The organism is Phycisphaerales bacterium, assembly GCA_020852515.1.
Lineage (GTDB): Bacteria > Planctomycetota > Phycisphaerae > Phycisphaerales > UBA5793 > UBA5793.
The window spans coordinates 15,387-38,285 of sequence record JADZAS010000037.1 but is presented as its reverse complement, the minus strand read 5'-3'; the positions used below and the strand labels follow the sequence as shown (position 1 = coordinate 38,285).

Here is a 22,899-nt window from a genome sequence, read left to right as displayed (position 1 = left end):
CGGCTCCGGGATACGGGGATTTCGCTGACTTGCAGGCTTATTCGACGGTCACGCTCTTGGCCAGGTTCCGCGGCTTGTCCACATCGTGGCCGCGCAGCACCGCCGCGTGGTACGCCAGCAGTTGCAGCGGAACCGCGGTCACCAGCGGCTGCATCGGCTCGGGCATGTCGGGCACGTAGAACACCTCGTCGGCGTGCTGGCGGATCGCCTTGTCCCCTTCCGTGGCCACGGCGATCACCCGGCCGCCGCGGCTGCGCACCTGCTGGATGTTCGTCACGATCTTGTCGTACTGGCTGTTGCGCGTGGCGACGAAGACGCACGGCATGCCGTCGTTGATCAGCGCGATCGGGCCGTGCTTCATCTCCGCCGCCGGCATGCCCTCGGCGTGGATGTAACTGATCTCCTTCAGTTTCAGCGCGCCTTCGAGCGCTACAGGGTAATTGTGCCCCCGGCCCAGGAACAGCCAGTTCTCGCGGTCGATGTACTTGGCCGTCACGTCCCGGATCGCCTCCGACTGGCCGAGAATCTTCTCAATCCGGTCCGGCGTCGCTTCGAGTTCGGCCAGGTACTGGCTCACCTGGTCGGCCGAAAGGAACCGCCGCCGCCCGATGAACAGCGCCAGCAGCGTCAGCGCCATCACCTGCCCCAGGAACGCCTTGGTGGACGCCACGCCAATCTCCGGCCCCACGCGCAAGTACACCCCCGCGTCCGTGCCGCGCGCGATCGACGAACCCACCACGTTGACGATGCCCAGCGTCAGCGCGCCGCGGTCACGCGCTTCGCTCAGCGCCGCCAGCGTGTCGGCCGTCTCACCCGACTGGCTGACGGCGATGACCACCGAACCATCTTCGATGATGGGATTGCGATAGCGGAACTCGCTGGAGTATTCGACTTCGGCCGGAATCTTGGCGAGGTCTTCGAGCAGGTAATCGCCGATCATCGCCGCGTGCAGCGCCGTTCCCTGGCCCAGCAGGATGAACCGCCGCGCCTTGACGAGCTCGCGCGCATATTCAGCGATCCCGCCGAGCACGACGCGCCCCTCGCGCGAATCGGTGCGCCCGCGCAGCGTGTTGCGCAGCGCGTTGGGCTGCTCGAAGATCTCCTTGAGCATGAAGTGTTCGTGGTCGCCGAGTTCGATCTCCTGCAGCTCGATCTCCAGATCCTGGATGCGCGGCGTGACGTGCACGTCATCCAGCGTGGTCGTGCGGAAACCGTCGCGCGACAGCCGGGCCACCTGGTAATCTTCGAGCGCGAACGCCTGCGTCGTGTGCGCCACGATCGCGTTGCCGTCTGAGGCCACGATGTACTCACCCTGCCCCACGCCGATCATCAGCGGCGAACCCTTTCGCGCGCAGACGAGCACATCAGGCTCCTCCTCGCAGATGACGGCGATGGCGTAGGCGCCCGTCACCTCGCGCAGCGCCGCCTGCACGGCGCGCTCCAGCGTCATGCCGCTGTCCTTGTCGTACAATTCAGAGATGAGCATGCACAGGACTTCGGTGTCGGTGTCGGAGGTGAAGGTGTGCCCCTTCTCTTCGAGCCAGGTGCGCAGGCTTGCGTAGTTCTCGATGATGCCGTTGTGGATGATGGCGATGCCGTGGCCGCGCGGCTTGGGGTCGTCGCGGTGCGGGTGGGCGTTGGAGTCGGAGGGGACGCCGTGCGTGGCCCAGCGGGTGTGGGCGATACCCAGCGTGCCATCCAGGCCCTTTTCCTTGCGGACCTTCTCTTCGAGCACGCTCACGCGACCCACCGAGCGGACCACCCGCAGGCCGCCATTGATCAGGGCCAGCCCGGCCGAGTCATAGCCGCGGTATTCGAGACGCTTGAGCCCCTCCATCAGGATGGGCAGCGCCGGCTTGGAGCCGATGTAGGCGACGATTCCACACACGTCAGGCCGTCCCTTTCCGGAGCCCTGCAAAGCCCCTCAGACACGCAGGCGGCAGCGCTTGGCGCTCCCCCGTCGAGCCCGGCCCTCGTCCGAGCCACTCCCGCCCGACGCCAAATGGTACGCGAGGCCCCGCCGGCCGATCGGCCGCACCGGGCCCGCCCCCCGGCTCAGGGCTGTCCGCCCATCTCCTCCGGCCCGGCGGTCGAAAGCGATGGCTGCCCGGCCTGGGCCAGATCGAGATTCTCCAGGACGTACTTCAGGTCGCAGTGAACCGTCGTCTTGGATGACTTGATGTGCCTGATGTCCAGGTCCACGCTCATGGTGCTGCCCAGCACGGTGCCGCTGTCCACGTGCAAGCGCACCTCGCCGGAGATCAGCCCGCTGGCCACGGCGTCCTGACCGACGTGGTGGATTCCCGCCGCGGGCATGACGGACGTGTTGACGAGGTTCGCCTTCCACGACACCCGAGCGACGTGCGTACTCTCGTTGTATTCCTCGAACTTGAGATCGAAGCGGATGATCTGGGGCTGGCCGAACACCGAAAGGCGCACGGGCATGCCGGCTGTCCAGGTCTGCCCCGGCACGATGCCCTTCGAGGGCAGCGGCGGCAGGATCGAGGTGATGCCGGTGTACATCCACGAGCACTCGAGCGTCGAGAGCATCGGCGATTCGGCCGGGGCGGCCAGCAGCGCGCCATTCGAGAACCGCAGCGTGCTCGGCTTGGCCAGCAGGCTCGAAACCGTGTGCGAACCGACGTACTGATCGTGCGGCCCGAAGCGCGTCTCGCCCGACATCGGCCGCACCTCGCGCAGGCCTTCGCCATTGACGATGATCGAATACGAGCCCCGGCCGGCGCGGCAGCGCATTTCAACGTCGGTGAGCCGCACGTACAGATCGACCGCGCCTTGCGGCAGGTTGTCGCTGGATGTCAGCGGCCGCGCCGCCAGCGTGAAGCCCAGCGAGCCGTCGTAGCGCATCGTCGTCTCGCGCTCGTCACGCTGGATTTTCTCCGAACCGGTGATCGACGTGCGAAACGCGCCGGGCAGAACCTCAATGCTCTCAGGCGGGAACTCGTAGCTCAACGCATAGCGCGTCTCGAAGACGGGCAGGCCGTTCTGAGCCAGCGCCGCCCCGGCCGTAAGAGCAATGACAGCGCCGCCTGCGAGCAGGCGCCAAGCGGAAAAGCGCGCGTAGGTGGTGCAGCGGTTCATGGCGGCGCAGTAACGGATAACCGTTGGTTTCATCGGCGCAACGCCGCCCGGGCATCAACCGCCAGGCGCGGGAGTCCGGGCAACTGGTCCCGTCTGTGCGGGCCTTACCGATAAGAGAACGACCGCTCGCCGAAGTGCATCCGCATCGCCTTCTTGGCGGCCGCGAGCGTCTGCTCGGCCGTGTTATTGGCCTTGGCGCAGCCGGCGCGGATGATCTCGAGGATCTTCTGATCCTGCCCCTCATACTGGGCCCGGCGCTGGCGGATGGGTTCGAGCAGCGCGTTGATCGTCTCGCCCAGTTCCCGTTTCACGTCGCCGTCGCCGACCTTGCCCGCGGCATACTGCTCGCGCAGCTCCGCCACGCGGCTCTTGTCGCCGTGAAAAGCGTCGAAATACTGGAAGAGCACGTTGTTCGGATCGCCCGGGTCGGTCGCGCTCTGCCGGCCGGTGAATATCTTGTTGACCTTCTTCTGCACTTCCTTGGCCGTGTCCGAGAGGTAGATCGCGTTGCCCAGCGACTTGCTCATCTTGTTCACACCGTCGGTGCCCACGAGCCGGCCGACGCGGCCGACGTCGGCTCGCGGAATCGGGAACAGCCCACCGGCTGCAAGGTGCTCCTCGTCGGCGACCTGGTCCGAAACGCCGCAGTACACCTGGTTGAACCGCCGCGCGACCTCGCGCGTCATCTCGATGTGCGCCACCTGGTCTTCGCCCACCGGCACCGCTTCGGGCCGGAACGCGAGGATGTCGGCCGTCTGCCCCACGGCGTAGAGCAGGAAGCCGAACGAATAGGTGTCGCCGAGGTTCTTGACGATGATCTCATCCTTGATCGTCGGGTTGCGCATCACCCGCCCGAAGCCCAGCAGCATCGAGAAGAAGAACGTCAGTTCGGCGATCGCCGGCACTTCGCTCTGCACGAACATCGTGCTGCGCTCCGGGTCCATGCCCACCGCCAGCCAGTCGCGCAGGACTTCGAGCGTGTCGGCCCGGATCTCGTCGGGCTTGTCGCTGCGCGTGGTCATGGCGTGCACGTTGGCGACGAGGAAGTAGCAGTCGTGCGTCTCCTGCATGGCCAGGCGCCGCTCGAGGCTGCCGACGTAGTGCCCAAGGTGCAGGCGGCCGGTCGGCGTGTCGCCGGTGAGAATGCGCGGCCGGGATGAGCTGTCGCTGGTCATAATCGCGGCAAGTGTATGGGCCGCGTGGTGCGGTTTCTGAACGCAATGAAAAGCCCAGGCAAGGCGTGGCCTGGGCTTTGACTGCCAATCAGATTGCCACGAAGCGCTACGGAATCGCCGCCACGTTGCTCGTGTCGCAGGAACTTGTTTCGACGAGTTGCAGTTGGCCGCCGCAGCCCGCGCTGATGATGCCCAGGACCGACCCCGCGCCATCGCCCGTCCCGAACACCCTCACGAGCTGGACGCGCCCCTGAATGCCCAGAACGGTTCCGCGGCAGGGCCCGCCGGGGATCGTCGTGCTGCCGGGCAGGTCGCCATACACCAGCCCCTGCCGACGACCCGGCGTGGCGCCGCTCCATGACACCGTCACGGCGCCGGGACACTGGCCCGTCACTTCGAGGCGATATCCGCCCGGCGCTTCCCACGACAGATCATCCACCGCCACCAGAAACGAGATCGACGACATGCGGACGTGATCGATCGCGCCGCTCACTTCAATGCGCGACCACGTTCCCGCCACCAGCGTGACATCGGCCATGTCCACAACGTTGTTCGCGCCGTCGTAGGCCGTGAGGATAAACGCGCCGTTCATCGGCGAGGTCGCATAGCACTCGACGCGGGTCGCCCCTCCGGCGAAGTACACGAACTCGGGCAGCGTCGCGTAACTGCTGAAGATGTCAAACGCGAGAAAGTTGTCGCCGCTGCGCGGCTGTGCGCCAAAGCCGCTGCAGCCATCGAGTATCGCCCCCCCTTCGCCCGGCTGGCGACCCTCGAACGTCACGCCTCGCGCGGCATACTCATCCGTCAGCGGCATCGTCTGGGCAAAGTCGCACGGCTGCGGGCCCAGCTCGTCGAACGTGATGGTGTCGGCGGCAACGGCGGCCACCGCCGCAAGCCACGCGCCACCCGCCGCGATGGGCAGCAGACGATTCGAAAAGTTCATCTCGGTTCCCCTTCGTGTTCAGACCCTTGGTTCGGCGCCATTGTGACACGTTTCGCCGCGAAATGCAAGGGCGCTGTGTTCAGGCGCCGAAAAAACAGACAAAAGCCCAGGCAAGGCCTTGCCTGGGCTTTGTTGATGATCGCGATGTCGAGCAGTCGTTACGGAATCTGCCGCACATTGCTCGTGTTGCACGAACCCGCTTCGACCAATTGCAGATAGTGACCGCAAGCAGCGGTGCCCGCCGGACCGTTGACCGACCCGCTGCCGTTTCCGGTGCCGAACGTGTTGACCAACCGCACCTGGCCCTGCACGCCGAGCATGGTGCCCTGGCAAGGACCGGTGGGAATGATGGTCGATCCCTGATCGGCGCCGAAGACGAGACCCTGCTGCTGACTGGGCGTGGCGCCCCGCCACTCGATGGTGAGTGTGCCGGGGCATGTGCCGCGCACCGTCAGGACGTATCCGCCGGCGGCCTCGATCGTCAACCGCGTAACGTAGCCATCGTCGCCATTGGAAGAACCCGTCGTGGCCTCAGCCCCGAAGGCCCAGAGGCGATCGATCGTGGACAGGCCGCCGTTGCCCAGTCCGGTGCCAGCGGCGTCGAATTGCGTGGTGCCCGCGCCATTGAAGACTTTGTACTCGACGAGGAGGTTGCTCACGCCGTCGTAGATGAAGGAGTCATCGATATCGATCACGATGTCAAAGCCGCTGCCGCTGCTCGAGAGGCTGAGGAATCCGTCGTATACCACCGTCACGTCGCCGCCGTAGTTGTCGGCGAATGTGGTGCTCATCGCGGTCGGATTCACCGAGGTGTGGCACAGCCGAACTTCGGTGTCGATGTTGCCCGAGCTGAACGGGCCGCCCGAACTCTCATCCACGCGAAAGGCTATTTCCGTGATGGCGCCTCCCTGCCCGCCGAACTGACTTGCCGCAAAGACCTGTTGAACGCGCATGGGCGAGCCGCCGTTGAACGGGAACGCGTTGTTCGACGGGCCCGGCGAATTCTCGTTGTCGTTGGGGATGTAGACGTAGTCCTGGCCCAGGACCGCCGCACCGCTCAGCGCGATTGCGAGTCCGGCCGCCGCACAAATCCGACTTTTCATCTCTTTCTCCTTCATTAGCTCAAATCCACGGATGCTCAGAGGTGCCGGCGACCTTCGTCGGCATCCTCCGCGATCCTCATGGTATCTGCCTCACGTTGCTTGTGTTGCACGATCCTGATTCGACCAGTTGCAGGAAGTGCCCGCAGGCGCTGGTTCCGGCCAGGCCACTGATCGTGCCGGCGCCATTGCCGGTGCCAAATGTGTTGACCAGCCGCACCTGGCCCTGCACGCCGAGCATGGTGCCCTGGCAAGGACCGGTGGGAATGATGGTCGATCCCTGGTCGGCGCCGAAGACGAGACCCTGCTGTTGGGACGGCGTCGCGCCGCTCCAGCGCACCGTTACCGTTCCCGGGCACTGCCCGCTCACGTTGAGGTTGTAGCGCCCGCTGACATCCCACGACAGGTCGTCGATGACGAGAAAGGTCGTGCTCGCCGAAATCACAATGTGATCGATGTCGCCGAGCACCTCGACCATCGAGTACAGCCCCGTGGACATGCTGACCGACTGTGTGTCGACGAGGTTGTTGGCCGCGTCGAACGCCTCGACCGTGAGCACGCCGCTCTGGATGCCGGCTGAGGCGAAGAGTTCGACGCGGCCGGCGCCTTCGGTGAAGGTGATCGTCTCGGGCCAGCGGGGGTAGCCGACCGACGTGTTGAAGGCGAGAAAGTGCACGCCGCTGCGGGCGTTGATGCCGAAGTTGCTGCACTGATCGAGAATCGCACCGCCCTGGCCCGGCTGCGGGCCCGCGAAGAGCACGCCCACCGCGGCGTACTCGTCGCTCAGCGCCTGGGTATCGACGAAGTTGCACGGCTGCGGGCCGAGTTCTTCAAAGGTGATGGTGTCCGCCGCCACCGCCGCCGCGCCGGCGGCCGCACCGACCACTGCGAAAGTCCCGATCGCCCTTGCCCACCGATTCGCACAGCCTCTCATGCGCCACTCTCCTTGGGTCAGATCCCGCACCGGGCCACAGGTTCGCCCGCCGCGCGGCGGGCCGCCATCATTATGCCCGAAAACCGCGCAATCCTGCGCCCGATTTACACGATTCTGATGCAAATTCCCGGCACGATGCGCCGCCGCAGGTCGTTCGAGGAGCATTTTCACCGCGGAGATCGCCGAGAGCGCGGAGACAGGCAGAGCCTGTTCCGGGCCAGTGAATCTGCATCTGGAAAGCGAGTCTCTGCGCTACGCGCCCGGCGACAGCGCCAGCAGCAGCACGATGTTGCCGAGATTGAACAGGCCGTGCATCACCATCGGCGCCAGCAGCGTGCCCGATCGCTCGTACACGATCCCCAGGCCGACGCCGAAGACGAACAGGCCGGGAATCGCCACGTCGGCGGCGGTGCCGATGTGCATCGCCGCAAACAGCGCCGCCGAGAGCACGATGGCCGTCCACGGCGAGCGCGAGAACCCGCGCAGACAGCCGAGCAACGCACCGCGGTAGATCACTTCCTCGATCACCGGCGCCATCACCACCACCGCCAGCGCCATCGCGATGAGCCATGGATCGCCCGGGCTCGCGGCTCCGATCTGCTCGAGCGTCTTGTGCGCGATCAGCGGCGAGCGTTGCCCGGTAATGATCTCGCGGATGAAGCCCGCCGCTTCACTCGTGAGCAGCACGATCGGCCAGCCGACGACCAGCCCGAGAATGCCCATGCCGACGGCCTTGCCCGGGCCCGCGCGCCGGCCGGCGCGGTCCAGCCCCGCCAGCGCCTGCCGCACCCACGCGCGCTCGGCGTCCAGCCGACCCATCCAGAAGAACAGCGCCACCAGCGGCAGCGTGATCGCCTGTGCGACAAGCGTCTGCTGCGCCAGGTCGCGCATCGTCGCCTGCTCGGCGGCGACCGTGGAGAGCACCAGCGGGCCGAGGACCGCCATGAGCACGGGCGCGATGAGCAGTTGCCAGGTGAGGATGATGACCAGACGCGGCGGCGAAACCGGTCGCGGGCAGGCGGTTCGCTGCAGCCAGCCGGGCCGGCCGATCAGAAATGCGGCGAATCCTCCGAGTGCGAGCAGGCCGATGGTCAGTACTATCCAACTCATGCCGCTCGACTCGGCTGGGGCGGCGTGGTCGCCCGGAGGCGGCGACGCTATAACAGCCGGCGCCGCCATGACCATCCCCAACGCGCTCAGCCAGATCGTCGAACGCAAACGCCTCGAAGTCGAGCGCGGCCGCGCCGCCGTCTCGCTCGAATCGATTCGGGCCAGAGCGACCGAGGCCGAGCCGCCGCGCAACTTCTTCCAGGCCGTCACCGCCGACCGGCCGCCGCGCACGGTATCGGTCATCGCCGAGATCAAGCGAAAGAGTCCTTCGGCCGGGTGGCTCCGCGAGGAGTATCGCAGCGATGATTTCGACCCGGCGCCCATTGCCAAAGCCTACCACCGCGCCGGGGCGGCGGCGATTTCCTGCCTCACCGACGCCGAGGGCTTCGGCGGCGATCTCGACTACATCCGCCGCATCCGCAACCGCGTGCCCCTTCCCGTGCTCCGCAAAGATTTCATCATCGACGCCTGGCAGATCTACGAGAGCCGCGCCGCTTCCGCCGACGCCGTGCTGCTCATCGCCGACATCCTCACCGAGGGCCAGTTTGTCGACCTGCTCATTCTCGCCACTGAACTCAAGATGACTTCGATCGTCGAGGTGCACGACGTCGAGAGCCTGCTGCGCGTGCGGCACCACATCGGCTTTCCGCATCCCGGCTACACGCTGCTGGGCATCAACAACCGCGACCTGCGCACCATGACCACCGACCTCGGTCACACGCTGCGCCTGCTCGACATGGTCGAAGACAAGCGCATCCTCATCAGCGAGTCGGGCATCCGCACCCACGACGACGTCGAGCGCCTGCGCAAAGCCGGCGTGGGCATCGTGCTCGTCGGCGAGCAGTTGATGAAACAGGAAGACCCCGGCGCCGCGCTCGAGGAACTCCTCGGGCAGTGAGTCCGCGCAGGTCGGGACAAGGCTCGGCGCCGGCCCGGCAGTTCGACGTGAAACGCTCGGACGCGTTCAATTCACACCACACGCAAGACCGCCGGGCCGCGCCCAGAGCGGCGGTCCCGACCTGCTTCGCGCGCCCGGCAGCTGGCCGCTATCGCTCAAGAACCCACCGAATCTTGAGCGATAGACCCCCTTTTCTATCGCTCATCCGACCTTTTGGTCTGCACCGAGGCCCCTATTGCTGGTTCCCCACCTTGTTGACGAGGTGGGTGCCGTTTTCAAGGCGCGACTGGATCAGCACCACGGCCGTCTGGAGTTGAAGATCGAGATCTTCGGTGAGCAGGCGGTTGGGGTCGCGCTGGGCGGCCTGCTCGGGCGTCAGCTGGGCTTCGGCGTCGGGCAGCACATCCACATCGCGCAGGATCGTCAGCGAGTCGCCGATCTGCTTGGGCGTCATGCGCACGGTGATGTGCGGCTCCACGCCCCACTGCGTCGATTCAGGCTCGCGGTGAATCTCGTCGCCGTTGGGCAGCAGGTAATGCTCGAGAGTGATGCGAAGCAGCGCGTTGCCGCCGTCCACCCGGTTGGAAATCTGCTGCACGCTGCCCTTCCCGTATGAGCGCGTGCCGACGACGACGGCGCGCTGGTGGTCGCGCAGACATCCGGCCATGATTTCGCTGGCCGAGGCGGAGCCTTCGTTGATGAGGACGACCACGGGAATGTCGGCGAGCCGCTCGGCGGTGCGGTGCGCCATGGCCCGGTGCACGCGATTAACCTTCTTGCCGGGACCCTCGGTCGAGACGATCACGCCGCGCGACACGAAGCGGTTGCACAGGTCGATCACCGCCTGCAGTTGCCCGCCCGGGTTGTAGCGCAGGTCGATGACCAGCCCCTGGAGATCTTCTCCCATCTCGGCAATGGCCATGTCGAAGTCGTCCACCGTCTGCTGCATGAAGCCGGTCAGGCGGATGTAGCCGACGCCCTGCTCGCGGTTCATGAAGTAATCCCATTCGTTCCCGTCCTGAAGTTTCCAGCCCTTGACGGTTTCGATCGGGATGTCGGCGCGCACGAGGCGATAGTCGATCGGCTCAGGCTCGCCCTCGCGGCGGACCGTCAGCGTCACCGGCGTGCCCTTGGGCCCGGTGATCTGGTCGATCGCCTGCGAGGTCGTGATGCCGACCGTCGAGCGGCCGTCCACCGCCACGATGTCATCGCCCGCCTGGATGCCCGCGCGGTGCGCCGGCGAATCCTTGAGCGGCGTAACGATCGTCAACTGGTTGTTCTCGTCGATGATGATCTGGATCCCCACGCCGCTGAACGAACCCTCCAGTTGACGCCGGAAGACCTGCAGTTCGTCGGGCCAGACGATGTCGGTGAAGGGGTCGAGCACCGAAATGCACCCGTCGCCGAATTCGTGGTAGAGCACCTCGGGGGGCAGTTTCACCGTCTCGGCATTCTTCTCTTCGATCCGCTCAATCACGCGCGACGCCCGCGAGCGGTCCGCCGCGGCCTGGCGCTGCCAGTAGTCGCTCTCCTCGCGCAGGAATGCCGTGAACTTCTGCACGGCCCTGGCGTCGCTCAGGCCGGGGAACGTCTCTTTGAGATCGGTCGTGGTCACGAGCGTTTCGAGCGCGCCCAGCCCGCCGACCAGCAGCGCCGGGTAGCCCGTCTGCGACAGGTGCTTGGTCGCGGAAATGTACAGCACGTCGTTGACCATCGCCCGATCAACGCCTGCGAGATGGACATCCCACGTGTCGAGTTCCTGGTGCTCCCAGCGCGGCCGGGGCTTCTCGCCGATCGCCACGAGTTGCGCGTTCATCAGTTCATCGAGGCGCGCCGGCGCGTACAGCCGCAGCAGGCCCAGGCGATACGACACGCGGTCGAGGTCTTTCTGGTAGCGGTGGTCGACGAGCGTGTTCAGGCGGTAAAAGAGGTCCTGCGCGACGATCCACTCGCCGGCGCTCTCGGCGTCACGCGCCGCTTTGGTGGCGCGCGTGACCAGCTCGATCACGCGCGGGTCGGCGAGCACCGCGTCCTTGAACGGCAGGCCCGTCTCGGGCTGCAGCGCGAGCAGTTCATCGGGTTCGAGACTCGCTTCATGCGCCGCCAGCGCATCGCCGAGGCCTTCGCGCAGATTGCCATCCTTGAGGTGCCCGTCGAGCTTCTCCATGCTCTCGTTGAAGGTCTTGAGCCGCTCCGCCCCCTGCGCGCGGAGGAAGTCGAGATAGGTCTCGACCGTCGCCGTCAGATTCGAGGCCTTCTCGGCGGCGTTGCCGCTGGCGCTGATGGACCGCAGGATCGTGTACACGCCTTCGCGATCTCTCTGCAGCGAGTCGTCCCACATCCGCGCGGCCAGATCGACGCCGCCCGCGACGCTCACAGGCTGCACTTCGGTGTCCTGCATCGCGCGCGCCGGCATCGCCGAGGCAAGAGCGAGCGCCGCAGCGGCGGCAACCGCAGCCAGGTGGCCGGGGCGGAAGAATCGTGTGTGGGTCGTTGCCGCGGCTTGTATCTGCGTCATGCGTGCCTCATCGTGAGTTGTTATCGAACGGGTCGTGGGGATGATACCGGCGGACGGAGCCGCGCGGTCGTGGTGTGTCATCGGTTGGCAGGACCGGCGATCTTGCCGCCGATTCCCTGCACCGGCGCCGTCAGGGCCACATTCCGCCCTTCTGGAACGATTCTGCGGGACACCGGGAGGTTCGCGGACCACCCACGTCGGCTGGCCCCCATGCTCGGGACCGAAAACGGCCGCCCTCCTGTCTTTCTCAAGAGGTTATACTGCTGCAATGGCCCCAAGGTTCCTTTCTCTCGCCTCCGGCTCCAGCCCGCCGACCGACCACGCATTCACCATGGCCGGGCCGATGCTCATGCTGCTGGTGATCGTGCTGATCGTACTGGCCGTGTGCGTGGCGCTGCTCACGCGATTTGCCCGTCGGCGCCTCGTCGATGAGCCGACGTCGCGCAAGCACGTGGAATTCGCCGATCCGTGGACCGAAGCCGGCAAGCGCATCGCCGGGCCGCGCGGCCCATCAGCGCCCGGCAAACCGCCCGGCCAACCAGGCGCCGGCGGCGAAAGCGGCGGGCCGGCCGCATGAGCGGCGCTCCCCGCAGGCTGGCGCTCATCACCGGCGGCGCGCAGCGCGTCGGGCGGGCCGTGTGCCTCGCCCTGGCGCGGGCGGGATATGACGTCATCCTCACCCGCCTCACGAGCCGCGACGAAGCCGAGCAGACCGCAGGCGACTGTCGCGCGCTGGGCGTCTCTGCGAGCGTCGAATCACTCGATCTCAACGACCTGCCCGGCGTCGAAGCGTTTGCCGCGCGCTTCGCGCAGTCGCACGAGCGGCTCGATGTGCTCGTGCACAACGCCTCGCTCTACGAGCGCACGATCTGGGGTGAAATCGACGCGCAGCATGCCGAAGCGCACTTGCGCATCAACGCCCTGGCGCCGCTGCTGCTCACACAGGGGCTTGAAGCGCCGCTGCAGCGGGCCGGCGGGCTGGTCGTGGCCATGTGCGATGCCCAGACGCTCGGCCGGGCCCGCAAGCGCTACGCCGCGTATTCGATGAGCAAGGCCGCGATCGCCGAGATGGTCGGCACGCTGGCGCGCGAAATGGCGCCGAAGGTGCGCGTCGTTGGCATCGCGCCCGGCGTCGTCGCCTGGCCGCCAGATGCCTCACCGGAAGAGATCGAATCCTATGAAGCCCGCATCCCGCTCGAGAGATCGGGCACACCCGAAGACGTCGCCGAACTGATCGTGTACCTCGCCCAGCGCAGCACCTACATCACCGGCGAAATCATCCGCCTCGACGGCGGCCGCTCGCTGACGTGAGCCGCAGTCAAAGCCGCTGTTCGTTTCAGTAGACATTCGAGCGCCTTCGAGCGAATGACGATGCGCCACCCCTACCCCAGCCCGAGGCGCTTCTTCTTCGCTTCCCACTCCGCGGACTCGCGCTTGTTCTCCGTGCGCAGCGCTTCGCCCGTGCGCAGCGCTTCGAGTTCGAGGCCGGTGAGGAACACGCCATTGAGCCGGTAGTCGCGGAACGCCTCCATCGCCACCGGGCAGATGGGTTCGATAAGCGCGTACATGGCGTTGGCGAAATCACGGATCTCCTGCTGCGCATGCGGATCCATGCGCAGCGAGAGGAAGTGCATGATGTTGTGCAGATCGCACTTCCAGTACCACTCGGTGTACACGCTCACGGGAAGGCCGCACCGCGCCAGTTCGCGCGACACGCCTTTCTCAATCAGCTTCTCATACTCGCCGTAGAGGCTCTCGGCTCTTGTGAGGTAGTCGAGAAACTCCTGCGCCGTGCCCACGTCGATCGGCTCGTCGCCGCCCTGGCGATTCACGGTGGACTGCTGGCGCACGTTCTCGATCGTCGGCCGGTAGAAGCGGTCGGGCATGACGGAATAGCGCGCGGAGTACTCGTTCACGTTGGCGGTGCGATGCCTGATCCACTGCCGCGCGACGAAGATCGGCATGGCGATGTGGAACTTGAACTCGACCATCTCGAAAGGCGTCGTGTGCCGATGACGCAGCAGGTAGCGCACCAGCCCGCGATCCTCCTGCACCTTCTTCGTCCCCTGGCCGTACGACACCCGCGCCGCCTGCACGATTGCAAAGTCCGCCGTGTGGCCCTCGGGCACGAGGCGCGGCATGACATCGCACAGCGCGACAAAGCCGTGATCGTGAACGGGGATCTCCCACCGCGCGCTGCCGTGCATCAGATCGACCAGCGGCGTTTCAGACTCGATGCGTTTGATTTCACTCATGCGGCCGCATTGTAGATCGCACGGATGAGCCGCGATGCGGCGCCCGTGTAGCCGCGACCCGAAGGTTCGGCGAAGCGGAGCCCGACTCGGCGACGCGTCAAAACCCCGCGTCCGGCAGCGCCTCCGCCTCCGCCAGCGCCTTGCGCACCTTCGCCTTGATCGGTCCCCAGTCGGCGTCGGCCCGCTTGTTGACCGTCACAAAGTCGCCGCGGAACATGAGCGTCACCACTCCGTCGATGCGCATCAGCGTCGCCGCGAGCGGATGCTCCGCCGTGCTGGCCGCGCTCAGAAAGCTCAGCGTCCCCGTGCTGATCTGCTGGTCGAGGTTGAACTTCAGCGCGTTGGGGTTCGGCGTGGTCTCGATGTCAACAACTTTAAAGCCCATCGCTCACACCACGCGCACTGCACGCGCAAACTGGATCATCCGCCGGTGAATGTCGCCAATGCCGATCTGCCGCAGCCGCTCGAGGCTGAACGCCTCGACGGTGAAACTCGAAATGACCGTGCCGTGCGTCAGCGCGTGCTGGATCGACGAAAAGTCGGTGCGGTTGATCGACGCGAGATAGCCCATCATCCCGCCGGCGAAGCAGTCGCCCGCGCCGGTCGGATCGACGACCGACTCGACCGGGTACGCCGGCAGCACCGCCATGCCCTCTTCGTGCGCCAGCAGGCAGCCGTGCTCGCCCTTCTTGAGCACGACGAACTTGAGGTTGTAGCGCTCGCGGATCGTCAGCGCCGCCTTGACGGGGTTGCTCATCTCCGTGAGCATTTCCGCCTCGCTGTCATTGAGCACCAGCCCGTCGATGCGATCGAGAAGTTCGTTGAGCGCATCGCGCTCGGTGCTGATCCAGAGATCCATCGTGTCGGCCACGGCCAGGCGGCGCTTGGGAAACGACTCGAGGAACTGCATCTGGTTCTTTGGAAACGCGTTGGCCAGGAAGATGAACTGCGAATCGCGGAACGACTCGGGCACGGGCGGCGGCGCCTCACCCAGCACGCCCAGGTCCACCTCCAGCGTGTCGCGGTCGTTCATGTTGTCGTGGTACCGGCCGGTCCAGCGGAATGTCTCCGAACCGCGCCGCGTTTCGAGTCCTTCGAGGTCCACGCCGGGAAACGTGCGGATCGTCTCGAGGAATCGCGGGTCAAAATCCTCCCCCACCGCCGCCACGACGCGCACAGGATGAAAAAAACTTGCCGCCGCGGCGAAGTAGGTGCACGACCCGCCGAGCACCTCCGCCGCGCTGCTGCTGGGCGTGTGAATCGTGTCAATCCCGATCGAACCGGTCACCACCAGGGGCATGTCCATCTCCCGAACTTTCCAAAGAGAGAGCATAGGCACGCCACGCCGAACCGAAGCTCTGGACGGCCCTGCGACGCGATACGATCTCGCCATGTCCGATGACTGCATCGCGGTCAATTCGCCCGATGATCCGCGCCTCTGGCCCTACATGAACACGCGCGACCGCGAACTGGCCGCGATCGACGAGTCGCTCTTCATCGCCGAGGGAGAGCACCTCGTGCGCCGCCTGCTTGCCAGCCGCCTCCGGGCGCACTCCGTACTCGTGACGTCGCGAAAAGTGGATGAGATCGCGCCGCTGGCCGCCGGCCGCTGCCCCGTCTACGTCGCGCCCGATTCGATCATCGACGCCATCCTCGGCTTCAAGTTCCACTCGGGCGTGATCGGCTGCGGCCGCCGGCCCGTCAATCCGCCGCTCGACTCGCTCATCAACGCTGCCGGCCGCACGACGCTGGTCGTCTGCCCCGAGACACACAACTCCGAGAACCTCGGCTCGATCATCCGCATCGCGGCCGGGCTGGGTGCCGATGGCATGCTCCTCGGCCAGCGCTGCTGCGATCCGTTCTTCCGCCGCGTGGTGCGCGTCTCCATGGGCGCGGTCTTTACCCTGCCGATCGTGTGCTCGACCGACCTCCGCGCCGATTTGAGTGTGCTGCGCCAGCGCTGGAACGTCGAACTGATCGCCACGGTGGCCAATGACGCGAGCGCTGAGACCCTCAGCGCCGCCACGACGCGCGCCGAGCGCACCGCCATCCTCTTTGGCAGCGAATCGCAGGGCCTCGATCGCTACTGGCTCGACGTCTGTAACCGGCGGCTGACGATCCCGATGCACCTGGGCACCGATTCGCTCAACGTGGCCGTCGCCGCCGGGATCATCCTCTGGCATCTGGCGCGAAAGTAACGCGAACACGCCTGCGTCTTAACGCCGCGTCAGACCGCGACCGCCTCCGCCACGCGCCACTGCGCGCCTTCGCGCACCACGGGCCGATAGAGCGTGTCGCGCTCCACGGGTTCGTAACCCGCATCGCGGATGGCCCGGCGAAGGCGCTTCACATCCGTCTCCTGGTGCGTGTCGCTGCCGCCGACCTTGGTGATGTCGTACCACACCACCGTGCCGTCGATGTCATCCGCCCCGGCCTGCAGCATGAGTTCCGCCATCTCCAGCGTCTGCATGATCCAGAACGTCTTGACGTGCGCGAAATTGTCGAGCATGAGCCGGCACACCGCGAGCATGCGCAGGTTCTCCACGCCGCTTGGCCCGGGCAGATGCTCGAGTTCGCTGTCATCAGGAATAAACGGCAGCGGAATGATCGTCTGAAACCGTCCCGAACCCGGCCCGGCTGCGATCGCCTCATCCTGCGCTGTGCGCAGCAAGTCCATGTGATGCAGGCGGTCTTCGAGCGATTCGATGTGGCCGTAGAGGATCGTCGCGTTGGTGTTCATGCCGAGTTTGTGTGCTTCGCGATGCACCTGCAGCCACTTGTCGCTGCGGATCTTGCCCTTGAACGCCTCGTCGTGCACGCGATCGTCGAACACTTCCGCCCCGCCGCCCGGCAGCGAGCCCAGCCCCGCTTCCTTGAGGTCGCGCAGCACGCCCGCAATGTCATTGGGCCGCTTGGCGATGCGCGCCAGGTGCACGATCTCCACGGCCGTGAACGCCTTGATGTGCAGTTTCGGCGCCCGCTCCCGGATGGCGCCCAGCATGTCGGTGTAATACGAAAACGGCTGCCACGGATGCAGGCCGCCGACGATGTGGATCTCCGTCGCGCCCGCCGCCTCGGCCGCCGCCGCTTCGTCGGCGATCGCCTGCACGTCGTACTCGTACGCACCGTCATCGTCCTTCTTGCGGTAGAACGAGCAGAACTTGCACGACAGCGCGCAGATGTTCGTGTAGTTCACGTGGCGATTGACGTTGTAGTATGCCCGCCGGCCGTGTAACCGCTCGCGGACCCGGTTCGCCACGCGGCACAGTCCCCACAGATCGCTCGTGCGAAAGAGCGCCATGCCTTCTTCGAGGCTGAGGCGCTCTCCGCCGTCCACTTTGGCTGCGATGTCCCTGAGCGTGGGCGTCATTTTCCGCAACATCCCTCAACAGCGAAATGGCCAGGATCGGCCATGAAATCCTAGCAGAGGCCGAATCATCGGGCGTTTCGGGAAAGGCCGTAATCTCGCCTGCCTTCCGGCCGCGGGCGGTTCAGTCTGCCCCGCTTCACGCCGATAACGACCCCGAGCGCTCGAACCACCCGCCGCAGCCTCGAGGTGATGATCATGACCGATTCGCACGACGTGGAGAACGCCGCTTCCCAGACCCATTCCGCCGCAAGCGCCGATTCGTCCACCGACGATGTGCTCGACATCATCGCCGACGTCGAGGGACGACTCGAGCGGCTGCGCAAGGTCTCCAAGGAGAGTGGCGCCGTCGTGGACTCGATCCACCAGAAGCAGGCGGCCCTCGACAAGCGCCAGACCGAACTCGACCAGCGCGGCAACGAACTGCAGCAGGCCGTCGCGGCCCTCCAGCAGCGCACCGCAGAACTCGACGAGCGCGAGAAGCACGTCGAATCGCTGTGCGAACTCGCCGACACCGAACGCCGCGAACTCGATCAGGTCAAGCAGAGCATCGAAACCGACCGCACCGCGCTGGCACAGGAGCGCGAGGCGGTCGGCAAGGCCAAATCCGCCCTGGATGCGGAGCGCTCGCAGCTCGCCGCCGCGCAGGCTGAGCACCGGGCCAACGCTGAGTCCCTCGACGCCAGCCGCGAGCAGCTCAAGCAGCAGCTCGCGAGCCTGCAGGAACAGCGCGACCGCTGCGAGCAGGAGCATCGCGCTGCGATGCAGGCCGTGGACCAGCGCCTCGAGGAGATCACGAAATCCCGCGATGAGCGCGGCGAGCAGTTGCAGTCGCAACTCGACGAAGCCCGCAAGCAGATCACCGCGCTCAAGGAACACCTCGAAACCGCGCGGGCCGAGTCGAGCAGGACTGAGCAGACCCACGCGGCCCAACTCGAGCAGGCCGCGCTGCGCGCCGACTCGCTCCAGGCCGAACTCGACGCCGCCCAGGCGAAGGTGAGCGAACTCGAAGCCGCCCAGCGCAAGACCAGCGCCGAACTCAAGGCTCGCTGTGAGCAACTCGACGCCGCCAAGCGCAAACTCATGGAACTGGGCAAAGCGCTCGACGCCCAGTCCGAGCAACTCCAGGCCGGCGCCGCCGCGTTGTCGGCCCTCGAAGACCGCGACCGCCGCATCGCCGAACTCGAATCCCAACTCGCCGCCGCGCCCGCCGCAGGACCGTCCGCCGGCGCCGATCCCGCCGAACTCGCCGCGCGCGATGAGCGCATCGCCGCGCTCGAGCAGGAGATCGAATCGCTCAAGGCCCAGGTGCAGGCCGCCGCCGACGCCGCCTCAAACCAGACTGATTCGGCCAGCAGCGAAGAACTCGCGCAGCGCGACCGGCGCATCGCCGCACTCGAAGAGGAAACCAAGTCGCTCGAAACTCAACTACAGGCCGCCCGGAGCGCATCGAGTTCATCCGAAGCCGGCAGCGAGGAACTCGCCCGCCGCGACCAGGCCATCGAAGACCTGAGCAACCACATCCGCTCGATGCAGCAGTCGCTCAAAGCCGCAACCGCCGAGACGGCCCAGCGCGAGGCCGAGATCGCTCAACTCAAAGAGACGATCAAGCACAACCAGGCCGGGAAGCAGCCGGCCTCGGGCGGCGACGCCTTCACCGCGCTCCGCCGCCAGCGCCTGCAGCGCATGCGCACAGCCATTCGCGACCGCTCGCAGCGGCTCAACAAGGCCCGGGACGTGGTCAAGCAGCAAGCCCACCAGGCGCGCGGCTTCGACGATGAGCGCCGCACGCTGCAGGATGTCCGCCGCAACCTCGAACTCGCCGAGCAGCGCATGATCCGCCGCTGGGCCCGCTCCAGCGCCGTCACCAACCTCTTTCTCATGGTGCTCACGATCTCGATTCTCGGCGCTGCCAGTTACTTCGGCGTGATGACCTTCTGGCCCACCGCCTACACCGCCCACGCCACCATCGAAGCCAAGGGCAAGCCCGGCTTCCCGCTCACCGCCAACCAGATCAACCTCTGGCAGACCGTGCACGAGCAGATGCTCATGAGCGATACAGTCGTCAATGGCATCGCCGAACGCCTGCGCCAGCGCGGCTACACCGACCTCGCCGAGCCGGTCAATCTCCGCACCTTCCTCGAGGCCAACCTCGTCATCGGTTCGCCTGAGCCGGGCACGATCAATCTCGAACTCACCACGACCGGCCGCGACGAAGTCCAGCGCCTGCTCGAAACGTATTCCATCGGACTCGTGAGCGCTTCCAACGCCGAGCGCGGCCGCCGGACTGACGGCGCGACGACCAACCTCGCCGTACCCGCCACCGTCGATGCCCTGCCGGCGAAGGACAACCGGGTGCAGATCGCGGGCATCGCGTTCGGCTCATCGGTCGGCACGCTGCTGCTGCTCGGCCTGCCCATGTACCTGAAGTTGCGCCGCTCGGCGTCAGTCTTCGAGGATAATGACCTCGACGGCCCCATGATGGACCAGACGCGCTGGGACCAGATCAGCAAAGGCGCGCAGTCCACCGAGCACGTGATTTCCTGAGACGCCGCCCTCAACCCGCGATCGCGCCTTCGAGCATCGTCTTGAAGTCCGCTTCGCTCTTGAGGCCGACGACCTTGGAATGGACTGAGCCGCCCTTGAAGAGGATGACCGTCGGGATAGCGGTGATGCCGTACTTCACCGCGACCTGGCGGTTCGAGTCGGTGTCGAGTTTGCCGACCTTGACGCGGCCCTTGAATTCGGTCGCGAGCTTCTCGATCGTCGGCGCGAGCATGCGGCAGGGCTGGCACCACTCGGCCCAGAAATCGACGAGGACCGGCACGTTGCTCTTGAGCACGTCGTTTTCGAAGTTGCCATCGGTGAATTCAAGTGTGTCTGCGCCTGCCATGACTGATCTCTTTCCTGTTGCAAAGGGGCGAATTGGAGCGACGCGGTCGCCCGAGTCCGATTGTAACCCCGGGCCTACGCCCTTCCACCGAGCCGCGCCGCCGCGTCCAGCGCCTCGCGATGGGCCGACACGTCGTGCACGCGAAACAGCCGCACGCCGTGCAGATACTGCTGCACCGCGACAGCGACGGAGCCCATCACCCGCCGGGCCGGATCCTCAACACCCGTCGCCCGGCCGATGAAACTCTTGCGACTGGCGCCGCAGAGAATCGGCAGGTCCGTGTCGGCCCATTCAGATACGCGCGCCAGCAGTTCGAAGTTCTGCTCGACGGTCTTGCCGAAGCCCAGACCAGGGTCGAGCGCGATCTGCCCGCGCTGCACCCCCGCCGCCAGCGCGGCGTCCACCCGCTCACGCAGCCACGCCTTCACCTCGCCCAGCACGTCGCCATAGCGCGGCGGACTGGCGTATTGATCGCTGTACGAATCGGCATCTGGCGGACGCAGCCGGTGCATGAGAATCAGGCCCGCACCCGATTTGGCCGCAAGGTCGAATACCTCCGGGTCTTCCGTCCCGGCCGAGACGTCATTGATGATGTGGGCGCCCGCTTCAATGGCCGCTCGCGCGACCTGCGACCGCGTCGTGTCAATGCTGATGAGCGCCTCACCGGGCAGCGCGGCCACACCTTCAACAATCGGCAGCACGCGGCGCAACTGCTCGGCGGCATCGATGCGCTGCGCGCCCGGCCGCGTGCTCTCGCCGCCGATGTCGATGATCGTCGCGCCGTCATCGATGCAGCGCTGCGCATGCTCGATCGCCGCCGATGCATCGGCAAAGCGGCCGCCATCCGAAAACGAATCGGGTGTGGCGTTCACGATCGCCATCAGCCGATAGCGGTCGAGCGCCAGAGACCGGCCGTGCGCGAGTTGCCAGATGTGCGTCATCCCGCGCGATGATAGCGGCGCGGCTGCGGCGACGGTCACTCGATCAACCCGCTCCGGCGCAGGTGGATTTCCATTTCCTCGGCGATGCGGCGCGGCACGCCGTACACCATCAGGTTCATGTGCGTCCCGCCGGGGACCAGCGTGATGTAACCGTGGCTGGCCCGCTGCTCGGGCGTGTCCCACTGGCTCTGCCAGCCGGGCAGTTGCTCGAGCGAATCGCGCAGCAGCGTCACCGCCTCGTTGAGGCTGAAGTTGTCCTGCTCGCCGCAGATGATGCGCAGCCGCTGACACATGAGCGGTCCGATGTCGTTCCAGCGTGCTTCCAGGATCCGCCGCACGTCGTATTGCTGCCAGTATTCGCGCAGCGCGGGATCGATTTTGCCCGTCTTCAGATCCCAGATCGACACCGGCTGTCCGTTGTCACCCCTCTTCGAAAAACACGCCATCCACGACGACCACTGCTGGCCCGCGCCGCCCGTCGGGTCGAGCGCGTACTCCATGCCGTTCTCCTGGCGGATGGTGCACACCGTGCGCCCGCCCATGATGACCGACGGCCGGTCATTGCCGGCTGCATCAACGTACGCGTTCTCATCCTCGTAGATGTCCACGAGCTGAAACGCGCGAAAGTCCACGGGGTCGGGCCCGGTGGCCCAGCACCCGCCGAAGGTCTCCGGGTAGTTCACCTGCAGCCACACGCTGGTGAATCCGCCGCTGCTGTGGCCGGTGAGCAGTCGCGCTTCGGGACGGGCCACGAGCCGGAACCGCTTTTCGAGTTCCGGGATGAGTTCGTGCACGAGCGCATCGCCCACCGGCCCGTTGTTGGCTGAGTTGACGAAGAGGTGGTGGCTGTTGGGCCCGTCGGGGTCGAGGTAGATGTTGATGACCTGGTCGCCCAGACCGCCGCGACTGCCGGCGCGCTGCCACGCGTCAAAGTGCCGCCCGCCGAAGCCGGGCGCGTGGTAGATCGCCGCATACTGCCGCTGCGGATGCTCGTCATAATCGCTCGGCAGCACGACGCCGGCGCGGAGCATGACCTCGCGGCCGAAGAAAGTGCTGAGCCGCTCGCTGCGCACCGCCACTTCCTTCACCTGGTCCGTGTCGGGCATGTGCGGCACGTCGATGTGCCCGCTCAGCGCGATCTCGATGCGATCATCCGCGCCGGAGCGCCAGGTGACCTCGACGGGTTCACTGACGAGGTTCGCCGCGCAGTTGCTGAACCCGCCGGTGGTGCGATCAACGTCGAGCACGGCCCGGACCCGATACGCGCCGTCGAGCGACGACATCGGCCCCGGAAAGCTCGCCTCCACATCGCCGATGCGCATCGCCTCGCCGGGCTTGACATCAGTCACCGCGATCGAGCAGATCGGCTGAGGGTCATTCCAGAATGGCGCGTCGAGCGGATCGAGCCCGCTGCGCGATTCGGCCATCAGGAGGATGAGCCGGCCCGTCGCCGGCTCAGCGCGGAGCCCCGCATCAAACGTGACGGTGACTTCATCACCCCGGGCCGCGCCCGAGGCGAGCAGCGCCGCAGCGAGGATGAATCCGGCGGGAATGCTTGGTCTTGCCGCTTGCACCAGTGAGTGAATCATGACCTTGAGTTTAGCGTCGCCGGGCGAGGCTACGCCGCACTACCATTCCTCGCCGCCGGCAAAGGTTGAATCCCGCC

Annotated in this window: 20 protein-coding genes; 5 read left to right on the top strand and 15 right to left on the bottom strand. The window is 66.3% G+C overall.

The window, feature by feature from the left end:
* Positions 1 to 37: 37 nt before the first annotated feature.
* From glmS to IT430_20180, 7 genes are all read right to left on the bottom strand, one after another.
* On the bottom strand, positions 38 to 1,888 hold the full coding sequence (gene glmS / locus IT430_20210; protein MCC6910264.1) for a glutamine--fructose-6-phosphate transaminase (isomerizing): 1,851 nt from the start codon (positions 1,886 to 1,888) through the stop codon (positions 38 to 40).
* A 167-nt stretch (positions 1,889 to 2,055) separates the two neighbouring features.
* Positions 2,056 to 3,132 (bottom strand): hypothetical protein, encoded by a 1,077-nt coding sequence (locus IT430_20205; protein MCC6910263.1) that lies wholly within the window; start codon positions 3,130 to 3,132, stop codon positions 2,056 to 2,058.
* A gap of 71 nt (positions 3,133 to 3,203) precedes the next feature.
* Positions 3,204 to 4,274 carry a tryptophan--tRNA ligase gene (gene trpS / locus IT430_20200; protein MCC6910262.1) on the bottom strand — a complete coding sequence of 357 codons (1,071 nt, stop codon included), beginning with the start codon at positions 4,272 to 4,274 and terminating at the stop codon, positions 3,204 to 3,206.
* Between the two features lie 106 nt (positions 4,275 to 4,380).
* A complete protein-coding gene (locus IT430_20195; GenBank protein ID MCC6910261.1) occupies positions 4,381 to 5,217 on the bottom strand; it encodes a hypothetical protein in 837 nt (278 codons plus the stop codon).
* A 158-nt stretch (positions 5,218 to 5,375) separates the two neighbouring features.
* Positions 5,376 to 6,320 (bottom strand): hypothetical protein, encoded by a 945-nt coding sequence (locus IT430_20190; GenBank protein MCC6910260.1) that lies wholly within the window; start codon positions 6,318 to 6,320, stop codon positions 5,376 to 5,378.
* A 76-nt stretch (positions 6,321 to 6,396) separates the two neighbouring features.
* Positions 6,397 to 7,251 (bottom strand): hypothetical protein, encoded by an 855-nt coding sequence (locus IT430_20185; protein ID MCC6910259.1) that lies wholly within the window; start codon positions 7,249 to 7,251, stop codon positions 6,397 to 6,399.
* 252 nt (positions 7,252 to 7,503) lie between these two features.
* A complete protein-coding gene (locus tag IT430_20180; protein ID MCC6910258.1) occupies positions 7,504 to 8,361 on the bottom strand; it encodes a CPBP family intramembrane metalloprotease in 858 nt (285 codons plus the stop codon).
* Between IT430_20180 and trpC the strand changes: the two genes are divergently transcribed.
* Complete coding sequence (gene trpC / locus IT430_20175) at positions 8,339 to 9,259, top strand: indole-3-glycerol phosphate synthase TrpC (GenBank protein MCC6910257.1); 921 nt, start codon at positions 8,339 to 8,341, stop codon at positions 9,257 to 9,259. The two genes, IT430_20180 and trpC, sit on opposite strands and share 23 nt — an antisense overlap.
* Before the next feature lie 232 nt (positions 9,260 to 9,491).
* Here the strand turns inward: trpC and IT430_20170 are convergent, their stop codons facing one another.
* Entirely contained in the window at positions 9,492 to 11,777 is a 2,286-nt protein-coding gene (locus IT430_20170) for a S41 family peptidase (protein ID MCC6910256.1), read from the bottom strand.
* A gap of 268 nt (positions 11,778 to 12,045) precedes the next feature.
* Here IT430_20170 and IT430_20165 point away from each other — a divergent pair, with 268 nt between their 5' ends.
* Both IT430_20165 and IT430_20160 read left to right on the top strand, forming a co-directional pair.
* Entirely contained in the window at positions 12,046 to 12,354 is a 309-nt protein-coding gene (locus tag IT430_20165; protein ID MCC6910255.1) for a hypothetical protein, read from the top strand.
* Positions 12,351 to 13,088, top strand: coding sequence for an SDR family oxidoreductase (locus IT430_20160; protein ID MCC6910254.1), 738 nt, complete (start codon positions 12,351 to 12,353; stop codon positions 13,086 to 13,088). The genes IT430_20165 and IT430_20160 overlap by 4 nt, the downstream gene beginning before the upstream one ends.
* Before the next feature lie 71 nt (positions 13,089 to 13,159).
* On the opposite strand, the gene IT430_20155 is transcribed toward IT430_20160, so the two are convergent.
* The 3 genes from IT430_20155 to IT430_20145 all read right to left on the bottom strand — a co-directional run bounded on the left by IT430_20155 (position 13,160) and on the right by IT430_20145 (position 15,332).
* A complete protein-coding gene (locus IT430_20155) occupies positions 13,160 to 14,032 on the bottom strand; it encodes an FAD-dependent thymidylate synthase (protein MCC6910253.1) in 873 nt (290 codons plus the stop codon).
* A 97-nt stretch (positions 14,033 to 14,129) separates the two neighbouring features.
* Positions 14,130 to 14,417, bottom strand: a complete 288-nt coding sequence (locus IT430_20150) for a NifU N-terminal domain-containing protein (protein ID MCC6910252.1) — start codon at positions 14,415 to 14,417, stop codon at positions 14,130 to 14,132.
* 3 nt (positions 14,418 to 14,420) lie between these two features.
* Positions 14,421 to 15,332: a sugar kinase gene (locus tag IT430_20145; protein MCC6910251.1), complete on the bottom strand. Its 912-nt coding sequence runs from the start codon at positions 15,330 to 15,332 to the stop codon at positions 14,421 to 14,423.
* A 91-nt stretch (positions 15,333 to 15,423) separates the two neighbouring features.
* Between IT430_20145 and IT430_20140 the strand changes: the two genes are divergently transcribed.
* Positions 15,424 to 16,230: an RNA methyltransferase gene (locus IT430_20140; protein ID MCC6910250.1), complete on the top strand. Its 807-nt coding sequence runs from the start codon at positions 15,424 to 15,426 to the stop codon at positions 16,228 to 16,230.
* Between the two features lie 29 nt (positions 16,231 to 16,259).
* On the opposite strand, the gene mqnE is transcribed toward IT430_20140, so the two are convergent.
* Complete coding sequence (gene mqnE / locus IT430_20135; GenBank protein ID MCC6910249.1) at positions 16,260 to 17,402, bottom strand: aminofutalosine synthase MqnE; 1,143 nt, start codon at positions 17,400 to 17,402, stop codon at positions 16,260 to 16,262.
* 195 nt (positions 17,403 to 17,597) lie between these two features.
* Here mqnE and IT430_20130 point away from each other — a divergent pair, with 195 nt between their 5' ends.
* The gene (locus IT430_20130; protein MCC6910248.1) at positions 17,598 to 19,946 is read left to right on the top strand and encodes a hypothetical protein; all 2,349 of its coding nucleotides are present in this window, start codon (positions 17,598 to 17,600) and stop codon (positions 19,944 to 19,946) included.
* A gap of 10 nt (positions 19,947 to 19,956) precedes the next feature.
* On the opposite strand, the gene trxA is transcribed toward IT430_20130, so the two are convergent.
* The 3 genes from trxA to IT430_20115 all read right to left on the bottom strand — a co-directional run bounded on the left by trxA (position 19,957) and on the right by IT430_20115 (position 22,822).
* On the bottom strand, positions 19,957 to 20,292 hold the full coding sequence (gene trxA, locus IT430_20125; GenBank protein MCC6910247.1) for a thioredoxin: 336 nt from the start codon (positions 20,290 to 20,292) through the stop codon (positions 19,957 to 19,959).
* A 74-nt stretch (positions 20,293 to 20,366) separates the two neighbouring features.
* Complete coding sequence (folP, locus tag IT430_20120) at positions 20,367 to 21,233, bottom strand: dihydropteroate synthase (protein MCC6910246.1); 867 nt, start codon at positions 21,231 to 21,233, stop codon at positions 20,367 to 20,369.
* A 35-nt stretch (positions 21,234 to 21,268) separates the two neighbouring features.
* Positions 21,269 to 22,822, bottom strand: a complete 1,554-nt coding sequence (locus IT430_20115) for a hypothetical protein (GenBank protein ID MCC6910245.1) — start codon at positions 22,820 to 22,822, stop codon at positions 21,269 to 21,271.
* Positions 22,823 to 22,899: the final 77 nt, after the last annotated feature.

Excerpts from the sequence above, each read along its gene's own strand:
- IT430_20205 (MCC6910263.1), bottom strand. The coding sequence starts at position 3,132 with ATGAAACCAACGGTTATCCGTTACTGCGCCGCCATGAACCGCTGCACC.
- trpS (MCC6910262.1), bottom strand. The coding sequence starts at position 4,274 with ATGACCAGCGACAGCTCATCCCGGCCGCGCATTCTCACCGGCGACACG.
- IT430_20195 (MCC6910261.1), bottom strand. The coding sequence starts at position 5,217 with ATGAACTTTTCGAATCGTCTGCTGCCCATCGCGGCGGGTGGCGCGTGG.
- IT430_20190 (MCC6910260.1), bottom strand. The coding sequence starts at position 6,320 with ATGAAAAGTCGGATTTGTGCGGCGGCCGGACTCGCAATCGCGCTGAGC.
- IT430_20185 (MCC6910259.1), bottom strand. The coding sequence starts at position 7,251 with ATGAGAGGCTGTGCGAATCGGTGGGCAAGGGCGATCGGGACTTTCGCA.
- trpC (MCC6910257.1), top strand. The coding sequence starts at position 8,339 with ATGGTCAGTACTATCCAACTCATGCCGCTCGACTCGGCTGGGGCGGCG.
- IT430_20180 (MCC6910258.1), bottom strand. The coding sequence starts at position 8,361 with ATGAGTTGGATAGTACTGACCATCGGCCTGCTCGCACTCGGAGGATTC.
- IT430_20170 (MCC6910256.1), bottom strand. The coding sequence starts at position 11,777 with ATGACGCAGATACAAGCCGCGGCAACGACCCACACACGATTCTTCCGC.
- IT430_20165 (MCC6910255.1), top strand. The coding sequence starts at position 12,046 with ATGGCCCCAAGGTTCCTTTCTCTCGCCTCCGGCTCCAGCCCGCCGACC.
- IT430_20160 (MCC6910254.1), top strand. The coding sequence starts at position 12,351 with ATGAGCGGCGCTCCCCGCAGGCTGGCGCTCATCACCGGCGGCGCGCAG.
- IT430_20155 (MCC6910253.1), bottom strand. The coding sequence starts at position 14,032 with ATGAGTGAAATCAAACGCATCGAGTCTGAAACGCCGCTGGTCGATCTG.
- IT430_20150 (MCC6910252.1), bottom strand. The coding sequence starts at position 14,417 with ATGGGCTTTAAAGTTGTTGACATCGAGACCACGCCGAACCCCAACGCG.
- IT430_20145 (MCC6910251.1), bottom strand. The coding sequence starts at position 15,332 with ATGCCCCTGGTGGTGACCGGTTCGATCGGGATTGACACGATTCACACG.
- IT430_20140 (MCC6910250.1), top strand. The coding sequence starts at position 15,424 with ATGTCCGATGACTGCATCGCGGTCAATTCGCCCGATGATCCGCGCCTC.
- mqnE (MCC6910249.1), bottom strand. The coding sequence starts at position 17,402 with ATGACGCCCACGCTCAGGGACATCGCAGCCAAAGTGGACGGCGGAGAG.
- IT430_20130 (MCC6910248.1), top strand. The coding sequence starts at position 17,598 with ATGACCGATTCGCACGACGTGGAGAACGCCGCTTCCCAGACCCATTCC.
- trxA (MCC6910247.1), bottom strand. The coding sequence starts at position 20,292 with ATGGCAGGCGCAGACACACTTGAATTCACCGATGGCAACTTCGAAAAC.
- folP (MCC6910246.1), bottom strand. The coding sequence starts at position 21,233 with ATGACGCACATCTGGCAACTCGCGCACGGCCGGTCTCTGGCGCTCGAC.
- IT430_20115 (MCC6910245.1), bottom strand. The coding sequence starts at position 22,822 with ATGATTCACTCACTGGTGCAAGCGGCAAGACCAAGCATTCCCGCCGGA.